Genomic DNA, 15,561 nt, shown 5'->3' with positions numbered 1-15,561 from the left:
TGTCGAAACGATAGAGATCAACTGTGGGAGCGGGCTTGCCCGCGAATGCGAGGTGTCAGTCAACGAATGTATTGACTGATGCAGCGCCTTCGCGAGCAAGCCCGCTCCCACAGTGTTTTTTAGGGTTTATTCGTGATGCGGTTCACCCAGGAACGTCAGCGAACTGAACAGCCCGCGCGTCGCCACATCGGCATTGTCCTTGAGCGGGATCTCCACCTGCGCCGCGATCACATTCAACCCTTCGTTACGCACCAGCACCTGGGCGCGACCGTCTTTGTCGGTCTCGGTGCTCAAGGTGTTTGGTGCATTGCGATAGTCGCCCACCAGCTTGATCCCCGCCGCAGGCTTGCCATCCAATAGCACACGCACCGGCAGTGATCGGCCAGGTCCTACGGTCAGCGGATCCACTTCAGGCAGGATCAGCAGCTTGATCTGATCCAGCTTCGGCAACTTCGCCCCCGGCTGATAAATCGCCAGGCTGTACTTGAAGGTCTGGGTCGATGCAATCGCCCCCGGCACATGGCGGCGGCCCTGGTTGATCCACTTCTTGTCCGGCGTCTGCGACCACATGCCGTTATCCAGGGCGACCGCTAAAACGGCGGGCGATTTGAGCGGCTTGAGGCGTGCGTGGTCGGCAAGGCGTTCTACGCTGACCGGGATCATCCTGGCGCTGGCGTCATACGCCCAGGCGCCGCTGATTTTCTCGGCCTTGAAGGCGTTGTCCTCGGCGCCGTGGCCGTAGATCACTTCGATATTGCCGCGTCGCTGTTCGGTCCACAGGCCGTGGGCAGAAACTTGGCTGGCAAACAGCAGGCCGAGCACGGCCAGGGATTTCAAGGCTTGCATGGGAGCGTCCTTTTACAGGTTGAGGGTCAGGCTGACGGTGACGTTGCGCGGCTCACCGGGCGTGACCCAGTAGTTGCTGTAGGAGCGCTCGTAGTACTTTTCGTCGAATAGGTTATTGAGGTTCAGGCCCACGGTGACGTTGTCGCTGGCTTTGTAATGCGCCAGCAGGTCGACGGTGTGGTAGGCGGACAGTTCGAAACGACTGCCGGCCTCGCCGGAGCGGTCACCGACGTAGGTGAACGCTGCGCCCAGGTCCGAGCCGCGCAACACGCCATTCTGGAATTCATACACGCCCAACAGGCTGGCGCTGCGCTTGGCCACGCCGAGAATTCGGCTGCCGGTGGGGATGGCTTTGTCGCCCTTGGTCACCTCGGCGTCGATGTAGGCGAAGGCGCCGATGACGCGTACGGCGTCGGTCACTTGCCCGCTCAGTTGCAGATCGACACCCTGGCTGCGCGCCTTGCCCATGGCGCGCTGGGTGTCGGTGGCGGGATCGAGGGCGAGGACATTTTTCTTTTCGATGTGGAAGGCGGCGAGGGTGGTGCTCAGGCGATCGTCGAACAGCTCGCTCTTGAGCCCTATTTCATAACCGACGCCTTCTTCTGGCTCGAAGGATTTACCGCCGGCATCCAGGCCGCTGTTCGGTTTGAACGACGTTGATGCGTTGGCGAACACGCCGACCTGCGGCGTGAGCTGGTAGAGCAAACCGGCGCGTTGGGTTAGTGCATCATGGGTTTGCCGGCCCTTGGCGTGGTTGCGGGTGAAGTCATCGGTGCTTTGTTCGACGTGTTCGAAGCGCGCACCGAGCATGCCGCGCAGGCGGTCGGTGAAAACGATCTGGTCCTGCAGGTTCAGTGCCTGGCTCTTCACCTGTTCGAAAACGTCGGTGCCGGAGCGCGCGCCGTTGGGTTTGGTCTGGCCATAGATCGGTTTATAGATGTCGATGGGGTAGAGGCTGCCGGCAATCGCCATCACGCGTTCTTTTTTGCGGTAATCCTCGTACTCGCTGCCGATCAGCAGTTCATGCTGCCAACTGCCGATATCGAACAGGCCGCGCAGCTCGAGCTGGGTAATGCTGTCATGCCAACCGGTAGAGCGTTGGCGGTAGCGGCGGTTGACGGTGTGGCCGTCGGCATTCAGCGCGCGGCTTTCCGAGGCGTCGCCCCACAGGCTGCCCTGTTTATAGTGGCTGGCGAGGCGCACTTGCCAGGTGTCGTTGAGGTGGTGTTCCACGGCGGCCTGGAGGCGGTTGTTGTGGTTGCGGATGTTGCCGTCGTTGGGCTCGCCGAGGAAGGTGGAGCGGGACATGCCATGCGGCGCGACGATGCCACGGTCGAAGGTTGAGCTGTGGCGCACGAACTCGCTTTCTACAAGCAGGCGAGTGTCCGGGTCCAATTGCCAGCTGAAAGATGGCGCGACGAATACGCGCTTGGCGTCAACGTGATCGCGAAAGCTGTGATTGTCTTCCACCGCCAGGTTCACGCGCGACAGCATGCGGCCGTCGCTGTCCAGTGGCGTGTTCACATCAAGGGCTGTGCGGTAGCGGTCCCAGCTGCCGGCACTGGTTTGCACGGTGGTGAAGGCTTGCGGCTGGGGTTTTTTGCTGACGATATTGACGGTGCCGCCGGGATCGCCACGCCCGTAGAGGCTGGCGGCGGGGCCTTTGAGCACTTCAATGCGCTCTATATTGGCCGCGTCTGGCGTGCTCGGGTAGCCACGGTTGGCGCTGAATCCATCCTGGTAGAACTGCGAAGTGGTGAAGCCGCGCACGCTGTACTCGTAAAGCGTCAGGCCGCCGAAGTTGTTTTGCTTGGACACGCCACCGGCGAATTCCAGGGCGCGCTCGACATTGGTGCTGCCCAAGTCGTTGAGCACCGTGGCGGGAATCACGCTGATTGATTGTGGGATGTCACGCAGGGCCGTGTCAGTTTTGGTCGCGCTGGCAGAGCGGGTGGCGCGATAGCCTTTGACTGGGCCCATGGCAGATTCATAGGCGTCGCCGGTGACGCTGATGGTGTCCAGTTCGACAGTGTTGTCTTTGGCGTAGCTGTCTTCGGCGTAGGCGGGGTCGAGCAGCAATCCCAAGGCCAGACCAGCCAGTGGGGTAAATCTACGAGGCGGCATGATAGAGCGTTCCAATGTCTATATTGAAACAATATAACATGCCTAATGAGAATGGATTTCTTTTGAAATATTAGGTTACAGGAGCCCGCGAACGGGCTCCCAACCCGTTATTCCTCTTCTTTCACCGGCGCCGGTGGTGGGCGCAGGCCGATTTCTGCCAGCAATTTGATCTCTTTGCCGTTGCGCATTACCTGGATCGCCACCTTGTCGGTCGGCTTGATCCGCGCGACCTGGTTCATCGACTTACGGCCATCACCGGCCGGTTCGCCATCGATGCTGAGGATCACATCGCCCAGTTGCAGGCCGGCTTTCTGCGCCGGGCCGTCGCGGAAGATCCCGGCGACCACGATGCCCGGGCGTCCGGTCAAACCGAACGACTCAGCCAATTCCTTGGTCAGCGGCTGTACTTCGATGCCCAGCCAGCCGCGAATTACCTGGCCGTGCTCGATGATCGACTTCATCACTTCCATGGCCAGCTTCACCGGGATCGCAAAACCGATGCCCTGAGAACCGCCGGATTTGGAGAAAATCGCGGTATTGATGCCGGTCAGGTTGCCATTGGCATCCACCAACGCGCCGCCGGAGTTGCCCGGGTTGATCGCCGCGTCGGTCTGGATAAAGTCTTCGTAGCTGTTGAGCCCCAACTGATTACGCCCGGTGGCGCTGATGATGCCCATGGTCACCGTCTGGCCGACGCCAAACGGGTTGCCGATCGCCAGTGCCACGTCACCGACGCGCAGCCCTTCGGAGCGCCCGATGGTGATCGAGGGCAGGCTTTTCAAATCGATCTTCAACACCGCGAGGTCGGTTTCCGGGTCGCTGCCAACCACGCGGGCCAGGGTTTCACGGCCGTCGCGCAGGGCCACGACGATCTGGTCGGCACCCGTGGTCACGTGGTTGTTGGTGAGGATGTAGCCTTCGGGGCTCATGATCACGCCGGAACCCAGGCTGGATTCCATGCGGCGCTGCTTGGGGCCGTTGTCGCCGAAATAGCGGCGAAATTGCGGGTCTTCAAACAGCGGATGCGCCGGTTTGTTGATGACCTTGGTGGTGTACAGGTTGACCACGGCGGGTGCGGCGATGACCACGGCGTCCGCATAAGTCACCGGACCTTGCACCACCGAACTGGTTTGCGGAGCCTGTTGCAGGTTCACATCAAGGCTGGGTAAGCCCACCCACTGGGGATAACGCTGAATAATCAGCATCGCGATCAGCACGCCAGCCAACAATGGCCATCCAAAAAAACGCAGTGCCTTAAGCATCAAGTAAGTCCTGACAGGTTGCAGGGGGCGGGAGAGCGCCCATAATGTCGCGCATTATACGAGGCTGCGAGCGCCTCGGAACGGGATATTTAGGAGTCTTTTATGGCCGTCCCCCTTACCACCCTCGTCGAGGAAGCGGACCGCTACCTTGGCAGCGCAAAAATTGCCGATTATTGCCCCAATGGCCTGCAGGTCGAGGGCCGTCCGCAGGTGATGCGCATCGTCAGCGGCGTGACCGCAAGCCAGGCTCTGCTGGATGCCGCGGTCGAAGCCCAGGCCGACCTGGTGCTGGTGCACCACGGTTATTTCTGGAAGGGCGAAAACCCGTGCATCACCGGCATGAAACAGCGCCGCCTGAAAACCCTGCTCAAGCACGACATCAGCCTGCTCGCCTACCACCTGCCGCTGGACCTGCACGCGGACGTGGGCAATAACGTGCAACTCGCCCGCCAGCTGGACATTACCGTCGAAGGTCCGCTGGACCCGAGCAACCCCAAAATCGTCGGCCTGGTCGGTTCCCTCGCCGAGCCCCTGTCGCCCCGCGACTTTGCCCGCCGTGTGCAGGACGTGATGGGCCGTGAACCGCTGCTGATCGAAGGCAGCGAAATGATCCGCCGCGTTGGTTGGTGCACGGGCGGCGGTCAGGGTTACATCGACGACGCGATTGCGGCAGGCGTCGACCTGTACCTGAGCGGCGAAGCTTCCGAGCAAACCTTTCACAGCGCGCGGGAAAACGACATCAGCTTTATCGCCGCCGGCCACCACGCCACCGAGCGTTATGGCGTGCAGGCGTTGGGCGAGTACCTGGCGCGGCGTTTCGCGCTGGAGCATCTGTTCATCGATTGCCCCAACCCGGTCTAACTACCACCTGGGATCAAATGTGGGAGCGGGCTTGCTCGCGAATGCGGTGTGCCAGTTGATACATATTTCGACTGACACTCTGCTTTCGCGAGCAAGCCCGCTCCCACATTCGACCGAGTTGAGCCAAACCCAGTGGCATATTCATATACCGTTTCGATCTAGCCAGCTCCCTGAATAGAAGAAGGTGCTGTGCTAGCATGCCCCGCTCGAACACGGCCCGCTGGCCGTCCATAAGATCGTTTTTCCGTGAGTAGCCATGGTCGACAAACTGACGCATCTGAAACAGCTGGAGGCGGAAAGCATCCACATCATCCGCGAGGTCGCCGCCGAGTTCGACAACCCGGTGATGCTCTACTCGATCGGTAAAGACTCCGCCGTGATGCTTCACCTGGCGCGCAAGGCGTTCTTTCCGGGCAAGCTGCCGTTCCCGGTGATGCACGTCGACACCCGCTGGAAATTCCAGGAGATGTACAAGTTTCGCGACAAAATGGTCGAAGAGCTTGGCCTGGACCTGATCACCCACGTCAACCCGGACGGCGTGGCGCAGGGCATCAACCCGTTCACCCACGGCAGCGCCAAGCACACCGACATCATGAAAACCGAAGGCCTCAAGCAGGCCCTGGACAAGCATGGTTTCGACGCAGCCTTCGGCGGTGCCCGTCGCGATGAAGAGAAATCCCGCGCCAAAGAGCGCGTGTACTCGTTCCGCGACAGCAAGCACCGTTGGGACCCGAAAAACCAGCGCCCGGAGCTGTGGAACGTCTACAACGGCAACGTCAACAAGGGCGAGTCGATCCGTGTGTTCCCGCTGTCCAACTGGACCGAGCTGGACATCTGGCAGTACATCTACCTGGAAGGCATTCCGATTGTGCCGCTGTACTTCGCCGCCGAACGCGACGTGATCGAGAAGAACGGCACGTTGATCATGATCGACGACGACCGCATCCTCGAGCACTTGTCCGACGAAGACAAAGCCCGAATCGTCAAAAAGAAAGTACGTTTCCGTACCCTGGGCTGCTACCCGTTGACGGGCGCGGTGGAGTCCGAAGCCGAGACGCTGACGGACATCATTCAGGAAATGCTCCTGACGCGAACTTCCGAGCGCCAGGGCCGTGTCATCGACCACGATGGCGCAGGCTCGATGGAAGATAAAAAACGTCAGGGTTATTTCTAAGGGGCTGTCACCAATGTCGCATCAATCTGATTTGATCAGCGAGGACATCCTCGCCTACCTGGGCCAGCACGAGCGCAAGGAAATGTTGCGCTTCCTGACCTGCGGCAACGTCGACGACGGCAAGAGCACCCTGATCGGGCGCCTGCTGCACGACTCCAAGATGATCTACGAAGATCACCTGGAAGCCATCACCCGCGATTCGAAGAAATCCGGCACCACCGGCGATGACATCGACCTGGCCTTGCTCGTCGACGGCCTGCAGGCCGAGCGCGAGCAGGGCATCACCATCGATGTGGCCTACCGCTACTTCTCCACCGCCAAGCGCAAATTCATCATTGCCGACACCCCCGGCCATGAGCAGTACACCCGCAACATGGCCACCGGCGCCTCCACCTGTGACCTGGCGATCATTCTGATCGACGCGCGTTATGGCGTGCAGACTCAGACCCGTCGCCACAGCTTTATCGCCTCGTTGCTGGGCATCAAACATATCGTGGTGGCCATCAACAAGATGGACATCAACGGCTTCGACCAAAGCGTATTCGAGCAGATCAAGGCCGATTACCTGAAGTTTGCTGACGGTATCGCGTTCAAGCCAAGCACCCTGGCCTTCGTGCCGATGTCGGCGCTCAAGGGCGACAACGTGGTGAACAAGAGCGAGCGTTCGCCCTGGTACACCGGCCAGTCGCTGATGGAAATTCTCGAAACCGTCGAGATCGCCAACGACCGCAACTACACCGACCTGCGTTTCCCGGTGCAGTACGTCAACCGTCCGAACCTGAACTTCCGTGGTTTCGCCGGCACCCTGGCCAGCGGCATTGTGCACAAGGGCGACGAAGTCGTGGTGCTGCCGTCGGGCAAGAGCAGCCGGGTCAAGTCCATCGTCACCTTCGAAGGTGAGCTGGAGCACGCAGGCCCTGGCCAGGCCGTGACCCTGACCATGGAAGACGAGATCGACATCTCCCGTGGCGACCTGTTGGTGCATGCCGACAACGTGCCGCAAGTGACCGACGCCTTCGACGCCATGCTGGTGTGGATGGCCGAAGAGCCGATGCTGCCGGGCAAGAAATACGACATCAAACGCGCGACCAGCTACGTGCCGGGTTCCATCACCAGCATCGTGCACCGCGTGGACGTGAACACCCTGGCCGAAGGCCCGGCGAGTTCGCTGCAGTTGAACGAGATCGGCCGGGTCAAGGTCAGCCTCGACGCCGCCATCGCGCTGGACGGTTACGACAGCAACCGCACCACCGGTGCGTTTATCGTCATCGACCGTTTGACCAACGGCACGGTGGCCGCGGGCATGATCATCGCGCCGCCGGTCAACCATGGCGGTTCAGCGCAACACGGCAGCCTTGCTCATGTCGCCACTGAAGAGCGCGCTCTGCGCTTCGGCCAGCAGCCGGCCACCGTGTTGTTCAGCGGCCTGTCGGGCGCGGGCAAGAGCACCTTGGCCTATGCGGTTGAGCGCAAGTTGTTCGACATGGGCCGTGCGGTGTTCGTACTGGATGGCCAGAACCTGCGCCACGACCTGAACAAAGGGTTGCCGCAGGATCGAAGCGGCCGTACTGAAAACTGGCGTCGCGCTGCTCACGTGGCGCGCCAGTTCAACGAAGCCGGCCTGCTGACCCTGGCCGCGTTCGTTGCGCCGGATGCCGAGGGCCGCGAACAGGCCAAGGCGCTGATTGGCGCCGACCGCCTGCTCACCGTCTATGTGCAAGCGTCGCCGCTGGTGTGCGCCGAGCGTGATCCGCAAGGCCTGTACGCGGCGGGTGGGGATAACATCCCTGGCGAGTCCTTCCCGTACGACGTGCCGTTGAATGCCGACTTGGTGATCGACACCCAGGCCACGTCGCTGGAAGACAGCGTCAAGCAAGTGCTGGAGCTGTTGCGTCAGCGCGGCGCGATCTAAACCTCGCCGCCACAAAAAAGCCCGCCACCGATGACTCGGTGGCGGGCTTTTTCATGGAGTCTTGAAGACAACTCGGCCAACTGTGGGAGGGGGCAAACCCCCTCCCACAGTTGATTATTGTTTGCCTGGGAAATCGGTGTGCAGCTTGTCCAGCAACGCATCCTTGTCTTCCCACAGCTGGTTGATCCAGCCCTGAAACGCCAACCGGTACTCCCCATCCTGCTCATAATTCTTGCCGATAAACCCGGCCGGAATCTGCACTTCTTCAAAGTGCACCACCACATCCTTCACATTCCCACACAGCAAGTCCCAGTACCCAGGGCGCCCGGCAGGGTAGTGAATAGTCACGTTGACCAGGGACTTCAACTGCTCACCCATGGCGTCCAGCACAAACGCAATGCCGCCGGCTTTAGGCTTGAGCAAGTAGCGAAATGGGGATTTCTGCTGCGCATGCTTGCCCGGCGTAAAGCGTGTGCCTTCGGCAAAGTTGAAAATGCCCACCGGGTTGTCACGAAACTTCGCACAGGTCTTGCGGGTGGTTTCCAGGTCTTTGCCTTTCTTTTCCGGGTGTTTCTCGAGGTAAGCCTTTGTGTAGCGCTTCATGAATGGGAAACCCAGCGCCCACCACGCCAGGCCAATCACCGGCACCCAGATCAGCTCCTGCTTGAGGAAGAACTTCAGCGGGCGAATCCGTCGATTGAGCACGTACTGCAACACCATGATGTCCACCCAGCTCTGGTGGTTACTGGTCACCAGGTACGAGTGCTCGTAGTCCAGCCCTTCAAGGCCGGTCAGGTGCCAGCGCGTGCGCCGTACCAGGTTCATCCAGCCCTTGTTATTGGTGACCCAGGCTTCGTGGGTGTGGTTCATCAGCCATTCGCTGAAGCGCTTGGCAAATGGCAGCGCCTTGAACAGCGCGACGATAAACAGAAACGAGCACAACAGAATCGTGTTCAGCGCCAACAACAGGGACGCGATCACCCCGCGCACGGCGGCAGGTAGAAAATCCAGCATTTAAATATCCATAGGTCGGTTGGCGGCTTGAATCGCAGTCAGGGCGATGGTGTACACGATGTCGTCGACCTGAGCGCCGCGCGGCAGGTCGTTCACCGGTTTGCGCAGGCCTTGCAGCATCGGCCCCAGGCTTACGCAATCGGCGCTGCGTTGCACGGCCTTGTGCGTGGTGTTGCCGGTATTGAGGTCCGGGAACACAAACACCGTGGCTTTGCCGGCAACCAGGCTGTTGGGCGCCAGTTGCCGGGCCACGGTTTCGTTGGCGGCGGCGTCGTATTGCAACGGCCCGTCGATCAGCAGCGAGCTTTGCTGTTCGTGGGCGAGCAGGGTGGCTTCGCGGACTTTTTCCACTTCCTCGCCACTGGCCGAATCGCCGCTGGAATAGCTGATCATCGCCACGCGCGGGGTGATGCCGAACGCGGCGGCCGAGTCGGCGCTTTGCAGGGCGATTTCCGCCAGTTCCGCCGCGCTCGGGTGCGGGTTCATCACACAGTCGCCGTAGACCAGCACCTGCTCCGGGAACAGCATGAAGAACACTGACGACACCAGGGTGCAGCCCGGCGCCGTTTTAATCAGCTGCAGGGCAGGGCGGATGGTGTTGGCGGTGGAGTGGATGACGCCGGAGACCAGGCCATCCACTTCATCCAGCGCGAGCATCATGGTGGCGATCACCACGGTGTCTTCCAGTTGCTGCTCGGCCATCGGTGCGTTGAGGCTCTTGCTCTTGCGCAGCGCGACCATCGGTTCGACATAACGCTGGCGAATCAGGTCCGGGTCGAGAATCTCCAGGCCTTCGGGCAGCTCGATGCCGTGGGCGCGGGCCACCGCTTCCACATCCGCCGGTTTGGCCAGCAACACGCAACGGGCAATGCCGCGCGCCTGGCAGATGGCGGCAGCTTGCACGGTCAACGGCTCGCTGCCTTCGGGCAACACGATGCGTTTGTTGGCGGCCTGGGCGCGCTGGATCAACTGGTAGCGGAACACGGCCGGCGACAGGCGCATCTCCCGTGGCGTGCCGCAGCGTTGGTGCAGCCAGCGTGCGTCGAGGTGGCTGGCGACGAAATCGGTGATGATTTCTGCGCGCTCGCGGTCATCAATCGGAATTTCTTTGTTGAGACTGTTGAGTTGGTTGGCGGTGTCGTAGGAACCGGTGCTCACCGACAACACCGGCAGCCCGGCCTGGAACGCGCCCCGGCACAGATCCATGATGCGCGGGTCGGGCAGGGTGTCGCTGGTCAGCAGCAGGCCGGCCAGCGGCACGCCGTTGATCGCGGCCAGGCTGACGGCGAGGATGATGTCGTCGCGATCGCCAGGGGTAACCACCAGCACGCCGGGCTTGAGCAGCTCCACGGTGTTACGCATGGTGCGCGCGCAGATGATGATTTTGGTCATGCGCCGGGTTTCGTAGTCGCCGGCATTGAGGATCTGCGCGCCCATCAGGTCGGCCACGTCGCGGGTGCGCGGCGCGTTGAGTTCGGGCTGGTACGGGATGCAGCCAAGCAGGCGGAAGTCACCGCTGCGCAACAGTGGCGAATGCTCTTTGAGGCGCGCCGAGAACGCTTCCATGCTTTCGTCGGTGCGCACTTTGTTGAGAATCACGCCCAGCACTTTCGGGTCTTTGGGGCCGCCGAACAGTTGCGCCTGCAGTTCCACGCGGCCAGAGAGCTCGGTGAGCACTTCGTTTTCCGGCGCCGAGACCAGGATCACTTCCGCATCCAGGCTCTTGGCCAGGTGCAGATTGACCCGCGCCGCATAGCTGGCGCTGCGGGTTGGCACCATGCCTTCGACGATCAGCACGTCCTTGCCCACGGCGGCTTGCTGGTAAAGGGTGATGATTTCTTCCAGCAGCTCGTCCAGCTGGCCGTCGCCGAGCATGCGCTCTACATGGGCCAGGCCCAAAGGCTGGGGCGGTTTCAGGCCGTGGGTGCGGGCCACCAGCTCGGTGGAGCGCTCGGGGCCGGTGTCGCCCGGGTGCGGCTGGGCAATGGGTTTGAAGAAACCGACTTTCAGCCCGGCCCGTTCGAGGGTACGCACCAGCCCAAGGCTGATGGAGGTCAGACCCACACCAAAATCGGTGGGCGCGATAAAAAAAGTCTGCATGCGAATTCTCTGGAGGTGCATGGCTTCGGTGGCGCTCTATGGTTGAGCGCCTACCGGGAATCAGGCGCCAAGGTTATCGTTATTCGAGCGCTTGCGCACACCAGCCACACGCAAAGGGTTGGCCTATTTTTTCAAGGCGTTGCGCGGGGTCCAGTACCCAGGCGCGCGACTGCCATGGCGGTTGGTGGCGCAGGTGCTGGGTGTGGCCGCAGGACAGCTCGGCGACCCAGTGCCGGTCGTCATCCTGGTGGAATCCGAGGATGAAGGATGCCGTTGATCGGTCCCGTCTGTCCGGGTTGTGTTCGCTTTCGGGCAAATCCTTGTTTAGACTTGTCCGTTCTTCATTCTTATGCAAAAGGTCTCGCCCCATGACGATCGCCGCTAACAAGGCTGTCTCCATCGACTATACCCTGACCAACGACGCTGGTGAGGTCATCGACAGCTCCGCCGGCGGCGCGCCGCTGGTCTACCTGCAAGGCGCAGGTAACATCATCCCGGGCCTGGAAAAGGCTCTGGAAGGCAAGAACGTCGGTGACGAACTGACCGTCGCCGTAGAACCTGAAGACGCTTACGGCGAATACTCCGCCGAACTGGTCAGCACCTTGAGCCGCAGCATGTTCGAAGGCGTTGACGAGCTGGAAGTGGGCATGCAGTTCCACGCTTCCGCGCCGGACGGCCAAATGCAGATCGTCACCATCCGCGATCTGGACGGCGATGACGTGACCGTTGACGGTAACCACCCTCTGGCTGGCCAGCGCCTGAACTTCCAAGTGAAGATCGTTGCCATCCGCGACGCTTCCCAGGAAGAAGTGGCCCACGGCCACGTTCACGGTGAAGGCGGTCATCACCATTGATTGTGGTTTGATCAATAGGTAGCAAAAACGCCCCGACTGGTTCGGGGCGTTTTTTTGTGCATTGAAAATGTACCCCAGTCCAAATGTGGGAGCGGGCTTGCTCGCGAAGGCGGTGGGTCAGTCAGCACATGCATTAACTGATACACCGCCTTCGCGAGCAAGCCCGCTCCCACAAGGAGAACTGTGGTGATTCTGCGAGCAAACAAAAATGCCCCGCACCTTTCGGTGCGGGGCATTTCTTAACTGTTACGCGGCCTGGGCTACGTGGCAGTTTTTACCACTTAGGCTGCTGCAGCGACGTTCAGAGCCTTGATGTGGCCATTCAGGCGGCTCTTATGACGAGCGGCCTTGTTCTTGTGGATGATGCCTTTATCGGCCATACGGTCGATAACTGGCACGGCCAGAACGTAAGCAGCTTGGGCTTTTTCAGCGTCTTTGGTGTCGATGGCTTTAACTACATTCTTGATGTAGGTACGAACCATGGAACGCAGGCTGGCGTTGTGGCTGCGACGCTTCTCAGCCTGTTTTGCACGTTTTTTGGCGGAAGGTGTGTTGGCCACCGTCGAGCTCCTCGAAAGACTTTTTAGGAAATAGCAAACAAAATAGGCCGCGAATCATGCCGATGACTTGATGGGTTGTCAAGGGCGGCTGATGCGAACTGCTGAGTGGTCGATCTGAAGAGGCGGGTGATTTATTTCCGGCGCTTGACCTGTAAACTCGCGAGCTTTGGCTCTGTGCTGTTGCAGGCGCGCAGTATCGCATAAGTGGGCGCTTTGTTCGCCTGCTCTTTATCTATAGGCGCAAACTCTTTCAATGAATCTGCTCAAATCGTTGGCTGCCGTCAGCTCTATCACGATGATCTCCCGGGTTTTGGGGTTCGTGCGTGACACCCTGCTGGCGCGCATTTTTGGCGCCAGCATGGCCACGGATGCGTTCTTTATTGCCTTTAAACTGCCCAACCTGCTGCGACGCATCTTTGCCGAGGGGGCATTTTCCCAGGCGTTCGTGCCAATTCTGGCCGAGTACAAAAACCAGCAGGGCGAAGAAGCCACCCGCACTTTTATCGCGTACGTTTCGGGCCTGCTGACGCTGGTGCTGATGCTAGTCACCATCGCCGGCATGCTCGCCGCGCCCTGGGTGATCTGGGCCACGGCGCCGGGTTTTGCCAATACCCCGGAAAAATTCGCGCTGACCACTGATCTGCTGCGCGTGACCTTTCCTTATATATTGCTGATTTCCCTGTCGTCCCTGGCTGGGGCGATCCTCAACACCTGGAACCGCTTCTCGGTGCCGGCTTTCGTGCCTACGCTGCTGAACGTCAGCATGATTATTTTTGCGCTGTTCCTCACGCCGTACTTCGATCCGCCGGTGATGGCCCTGGGTTGGGCGGTGCTGGCGGGTGGCCTGGCGCAATTGCTGTACCAGCTGCCGCACCTGAAAAAGATCGGCATGCTCGTGCTGCCGCGCCTGAACCTCAAGGACACCGGCGTCTGGCGCGTGATGCGCAATATGTTGCCGGCGATCCTCGGGGTCTCCGTCAGTCAGATATCGCTGATCATCAACACCGCGTTCGCCTCGCTGCTGGTTTCAGGCTCAGTGTCCTGGATGTACTACGCCGACCGTCTGATGGAGCTGCCATCCGGCGTGCTCGGGGTGGCCCTGGGCACCATTTTGCTGCCAACCTTGTCGCGCACTTATGCGAGCAAGGACCGCCAGGAGTATTCGCGGATCCTCGATTGGGGCCTGCGCCTGTGCTTTATGTTGGTACTGCCGTGTTCTCTGGCCTTGGGCATCCTGGCCGAACCGCTGACCGTGTCGCTGTTTCAATACGGCCAATTCAGCGCGTTTGACGCCTCTATGACCCAGCGTGCGCTGGTCGCCTACTCCGTCGGGCTGCTCGGCATTATTGTGATCAAGGTGCTGGCGCCGGGGTTCTACGCCCAGCAAAACATCCGCACACCGGTCAAGATCGCAATCTTCACTCTGATCGTCACTCAACTGCTTAACCTGGTGTTCATCGGTCCGCTGGCTCACGCCGGCCTGGCCCTGGCCATCAGCGCTGGTGCCTGCATCAATGCCGGCCTGTTGTTTTACCAACTGCGTAAACAACAGATGTATCAGCCGCAGCCGGGCTGGGGCATATTCGCCCTCAAGCTGCTCGTGGCGGTGGCGACCATGTCGGCCGTGTTGCTGGGCCTGATGCACTTTATGCCCGCCTGGGACCAAGGCCATATGCTGGAGCGCTTCATGCGCCTGGGCATTTTGGTGGTTGCCGGCGTGGTGGTGTACTTCGGGATGTTGCTGGTGCAAGGCTTTCGCCTGCGTGATTTCAATCGCAAGTCCCTGGGATAGAGAGTTTGCCGCGATAAAACGATGGTTTTATCGATTCGATCCATTTGGCCTGCGCTGTTGCCTGTCGTCCGGGGCCGGGTGTGGTTATAATCGACCACTTTATGAGCAAGAAGCGCGTTATGCAGCTGGTTCGAGGTCTCCACAACCTGCGCCCCGAGCATCGGGGCTGCGTCGCCACTATTGGCAACTTTGACGGTGTTCACCGTGGCCACCAGGCTATCCTGGGCCGGCTGCGTGAACGCGCGGTCGAGTTGGGCGTGCCCAGCTGCGTGGTGATTTTTGAGCCGCAGCCACGGGAATTCTTTACCCCGGAAACGGCGCCGGCACGGTTGGCTCGTTTGCGCGACAAGCTGCAGCTGCTGGCCGAAGAGGGCGTGGACCGTGTTCTTTGCCTGGCCTTCAACCAGCGTCTGCAAAGCCTCAGCGCCGCGGAGTTCGTCGACCGTATTCTGGTAGATGGCCTGGGCGTACAGCACCTGGAGGTCGGCGACGACTTCCGTTTCGGTTGCGACCGCGTCGGGGATTTCGACTTCCTGCAACACGCCGGTGTGAATCAAGGTTTTACCGTCGAAGCCGCGCAAACCGTCGAACTGGACGGCCTGCGTGTGAGCAGTACCCAGGTGCGTAACGCCCTGGCCGCTGCCGACTTCGCCTTGGCCGAGCGTTTGCTCGGTCGCCCGTTCCGCATTGCCGGGCGGGTACTGCACGGCCAGAAGCTGGCGCGCCAACTGGGCACGCCAACCGCCAATGTGCAACTCAAGCGCCGTCGTGTGCCACTCACCGGGGTTTACCTGGTGAGCGTCGACATCGACGGCCAATCGTGGCCGGGAGTCGCCAACATAGGCGTCAGGCCCACGGTTGCAGGTGATGGCAAGGCCCACCTGGAAGTTCACCTTTTGGATTTTGCCGGTGATTTGTATGACCGGCGTTTGACGGTGGTTTTCCACCAGAAGCTGCGTGAAGAGCAGCGTTTCGCCTCGCTTGAGGCGTTGAAAACGGCGATCAATGCGGATGTCGCCGCCGCCCGTGCACTAGCCGCACCTAGCGCCCATCGCTAACCGA

General features: G+C 60.6%; 13 protein-coding genes. 6 read left to right on the top strand and 7 right to left on the bottom strand.

Annotated elements, in window-relative coordinates:
- Window positions 1-126: 126 nt before the first annotated feature.
- From L8K08_RS05745 to algW, 3 genes are all read right to left on the bottom strand, one after another.
- Entirely contained in the window at window positions 127-846 is a 720-nt protein-coding gene (locus tag L8K08_RS05745) for a DUF4198 domain-containing protein (protein ID WP_145165587.1), read from the bottom strand.
- A 12-nt stretch (window positions 847-858) separates the two neighbouring features.
- On the bottom strand, window positions 859-2,970 hold the full coding sequence (locus L8K08_RS05740) for a TonB-dependent receptor (protein WP_242194823.1): 2,112 nt from the start codon (window positions 2,968-2,970) through the stop codon (window positions 859-861).
- Between the two features lie 107 nt (window positions 2,971-3,077).
- A complete protein-coding gene (gene algW, locus L8K08_RS05735; RefSeq protein WP_106578579.1) occupies window positions 3,078-4,232 on the bottom strand; it encodes a Do family serine endopeptidase AlgW in 1,155 nt (384 codons plus the stop codon).
- Window positions 4,233-4,334: 102 nt separating this feature from the next.
- On the opposite strand from algW, the gene L8K08_RS05730 reads away from it, so the two are divergent.
- From L8K08_RS05730 to cysN, 3 genes are all read left to right on the top strand, one after another.
- Window positions 4,335-5,093 carry a Nif3-like dinuclear metal center hexameric protein gene (locus L8K08_RS05730; protein WP_242194820.1) on the top strand — a complete coding sequence of 253 codons (759 nt, stop codon included), beginning with the start codon at window positions 4,335-4,337 and terminating at the stop codon, window positions 5,091-5,093.
- A 256-nt stretch (window positions 5,094-5,349) separates the two neighbouring features.
- Window positions 5,350-6,267 (top strand): sulfate adenylyltransferase subunit CysD, encoded by a 918-nt coding sequence (gene cysD, locus L8K08_RS05725; RefSeq protein WP_017137614.1) that lies wholly within the window; start codon window positions 5,350-5,352, stop codon window positions 6,265-6,267.
- 13 nt (window positions 6,268-6,280) lie between these two features.
- Window positions 6,281-8,179 carry a sulfate adenylyltransferase subunit CysN gene (gene cysN, locus L8K08_RS05720; protein WP_242194817.1) on the top strand — a complete coding sequence of 633 codons (1,899 nt, stop codon included), beginning with the start codon at window positions 6,281-6,283 and terminating at the stop codon, window positions 8,177-8,179.
- A gap of 114 nt (window positions 8,180-8,293) precedes the next feature.
- Here cysN and L8K08_RS05715 read toward each other — a convergent pair whose 3' ends face one another.
- The 3 genes from L8K08_RS05715 to L8K08_RS05705 form a co-directional block, all read right to left on the bottom strand.
- Window positions 8,294-9,193, bottom strand: coding sequence for an acyltransferase (locus tag L8K08_RS05715; protein WP_145165591.1), 900 nt, complete (start codon window positions 9,191-9,193; stop codon window positions 8,294-8,296).
- On the bottom strand, window positions 9,194-11,293 hold the full coding sequence (pta, locus tag L8K08_RS05710; RefSeq protein ID WP_106578583.1) for a phosphate acetyltransferase: 2,100 nt from the start codon (window positions 11,291-11,293) through the stop codon (window positions 9,194-9,196).
- A gap of 79 nt (window positions 11,294-11,372) precedes the next feature.
- Window positions 11,373-11,663, bottom strand: coding sequence for a DUF3565 domain-containing protein (locus L8K08_RS05705; RefSeq protein WP_242195076.1), 291 nt, complete (start codon window positions 11,661-11,663; stop codon window positions 11,373-11,375).
- On the opposite strand from L8K08_RS05705, the gene L8K08_RS05700 reads away from it, so the two are divergent.
- Window positions 11,662-12,147, top strand: coding sequence for a peptidylprolyl isomerase (locus L8K08_RS05700; RefSeq protein WP_003188398.1), 486 nt, complete (start codon window positions 11,662-11,664; stop codon window positions 12,145-12,147). The genes L8K08_RS05705 and L8K08_RS05700 overlap by 2 nt on opposite strands.
- Before the next feature lie 281 nt (window positions 12,148-12,428).
- Here L8K08_RS05700 and rpsT read toward each other — a convergent pair whose 3' ends face one another.
- Window positions 12,429-12,707 carry a 30S ribosomal protein S20 gene (gene rpsT / locus L8K08_RS05695; RefSeq protein WP_003171647.1) on the bottom strand — a complete coding sequence of 93 codons (279 nt, stop codon included), beginning with the start codon at window positions 12,705-12,707 and terminating at the stop codon, window positions 12,429-12,431.
- A 253-nt stretch (window positions 12,708-12,960) separates the two neighbouring features.
- Between rpsT and murJ the strand changes: the two genes are divergently transcribed.
- Both murJ and ribF read left to right on the top strand, forming a co-directional pair.
- Window positions 12,961-14,499 carry a murein biosynthesis integral membrane protein MurJ gene (gene murJ, locus L8K08_RS05690; RefSeq protein ID WP_242194813.1) on the top strand — a complete coding sequence of 513 codons (1,539 nt, stop codon included), beginning with the start codon at window positions 12,961-12,963 and terminating at the stop codon, window positions 14,497-14,499.
- Window positions 14,500-14,618: 119 nt separating this feature from the next.
- On the top strand, window positions 14,619-15,557 hold the full coding sequence (gene ribF, locus L8K08_RS05685) for a bifunctional riboflavin kinase/FAD synthetase (RefSeq protein ID WP_064450635.1): 939 nt from the start codon (window positions 14,619-14,621) through the stop codon (window positions 15,555-15,557).
- The last annotated feature ends 4 nt before the right edge of the window (window positions 15,558-15,561 follow it).

This window comes from Pseudomonas sp. TREG-RG-20F-10-E-6-01, assembly GCF_022662455.1.
GTDB lineage: Bacteria > Pseudomonadota > Gammaproteobacteria > Pseudomonadales > Pseudomonadaceae > Aquipseudomonas.
This window is presented reverse-complemented; position numbering and strand designations above follow the sequence as displayed.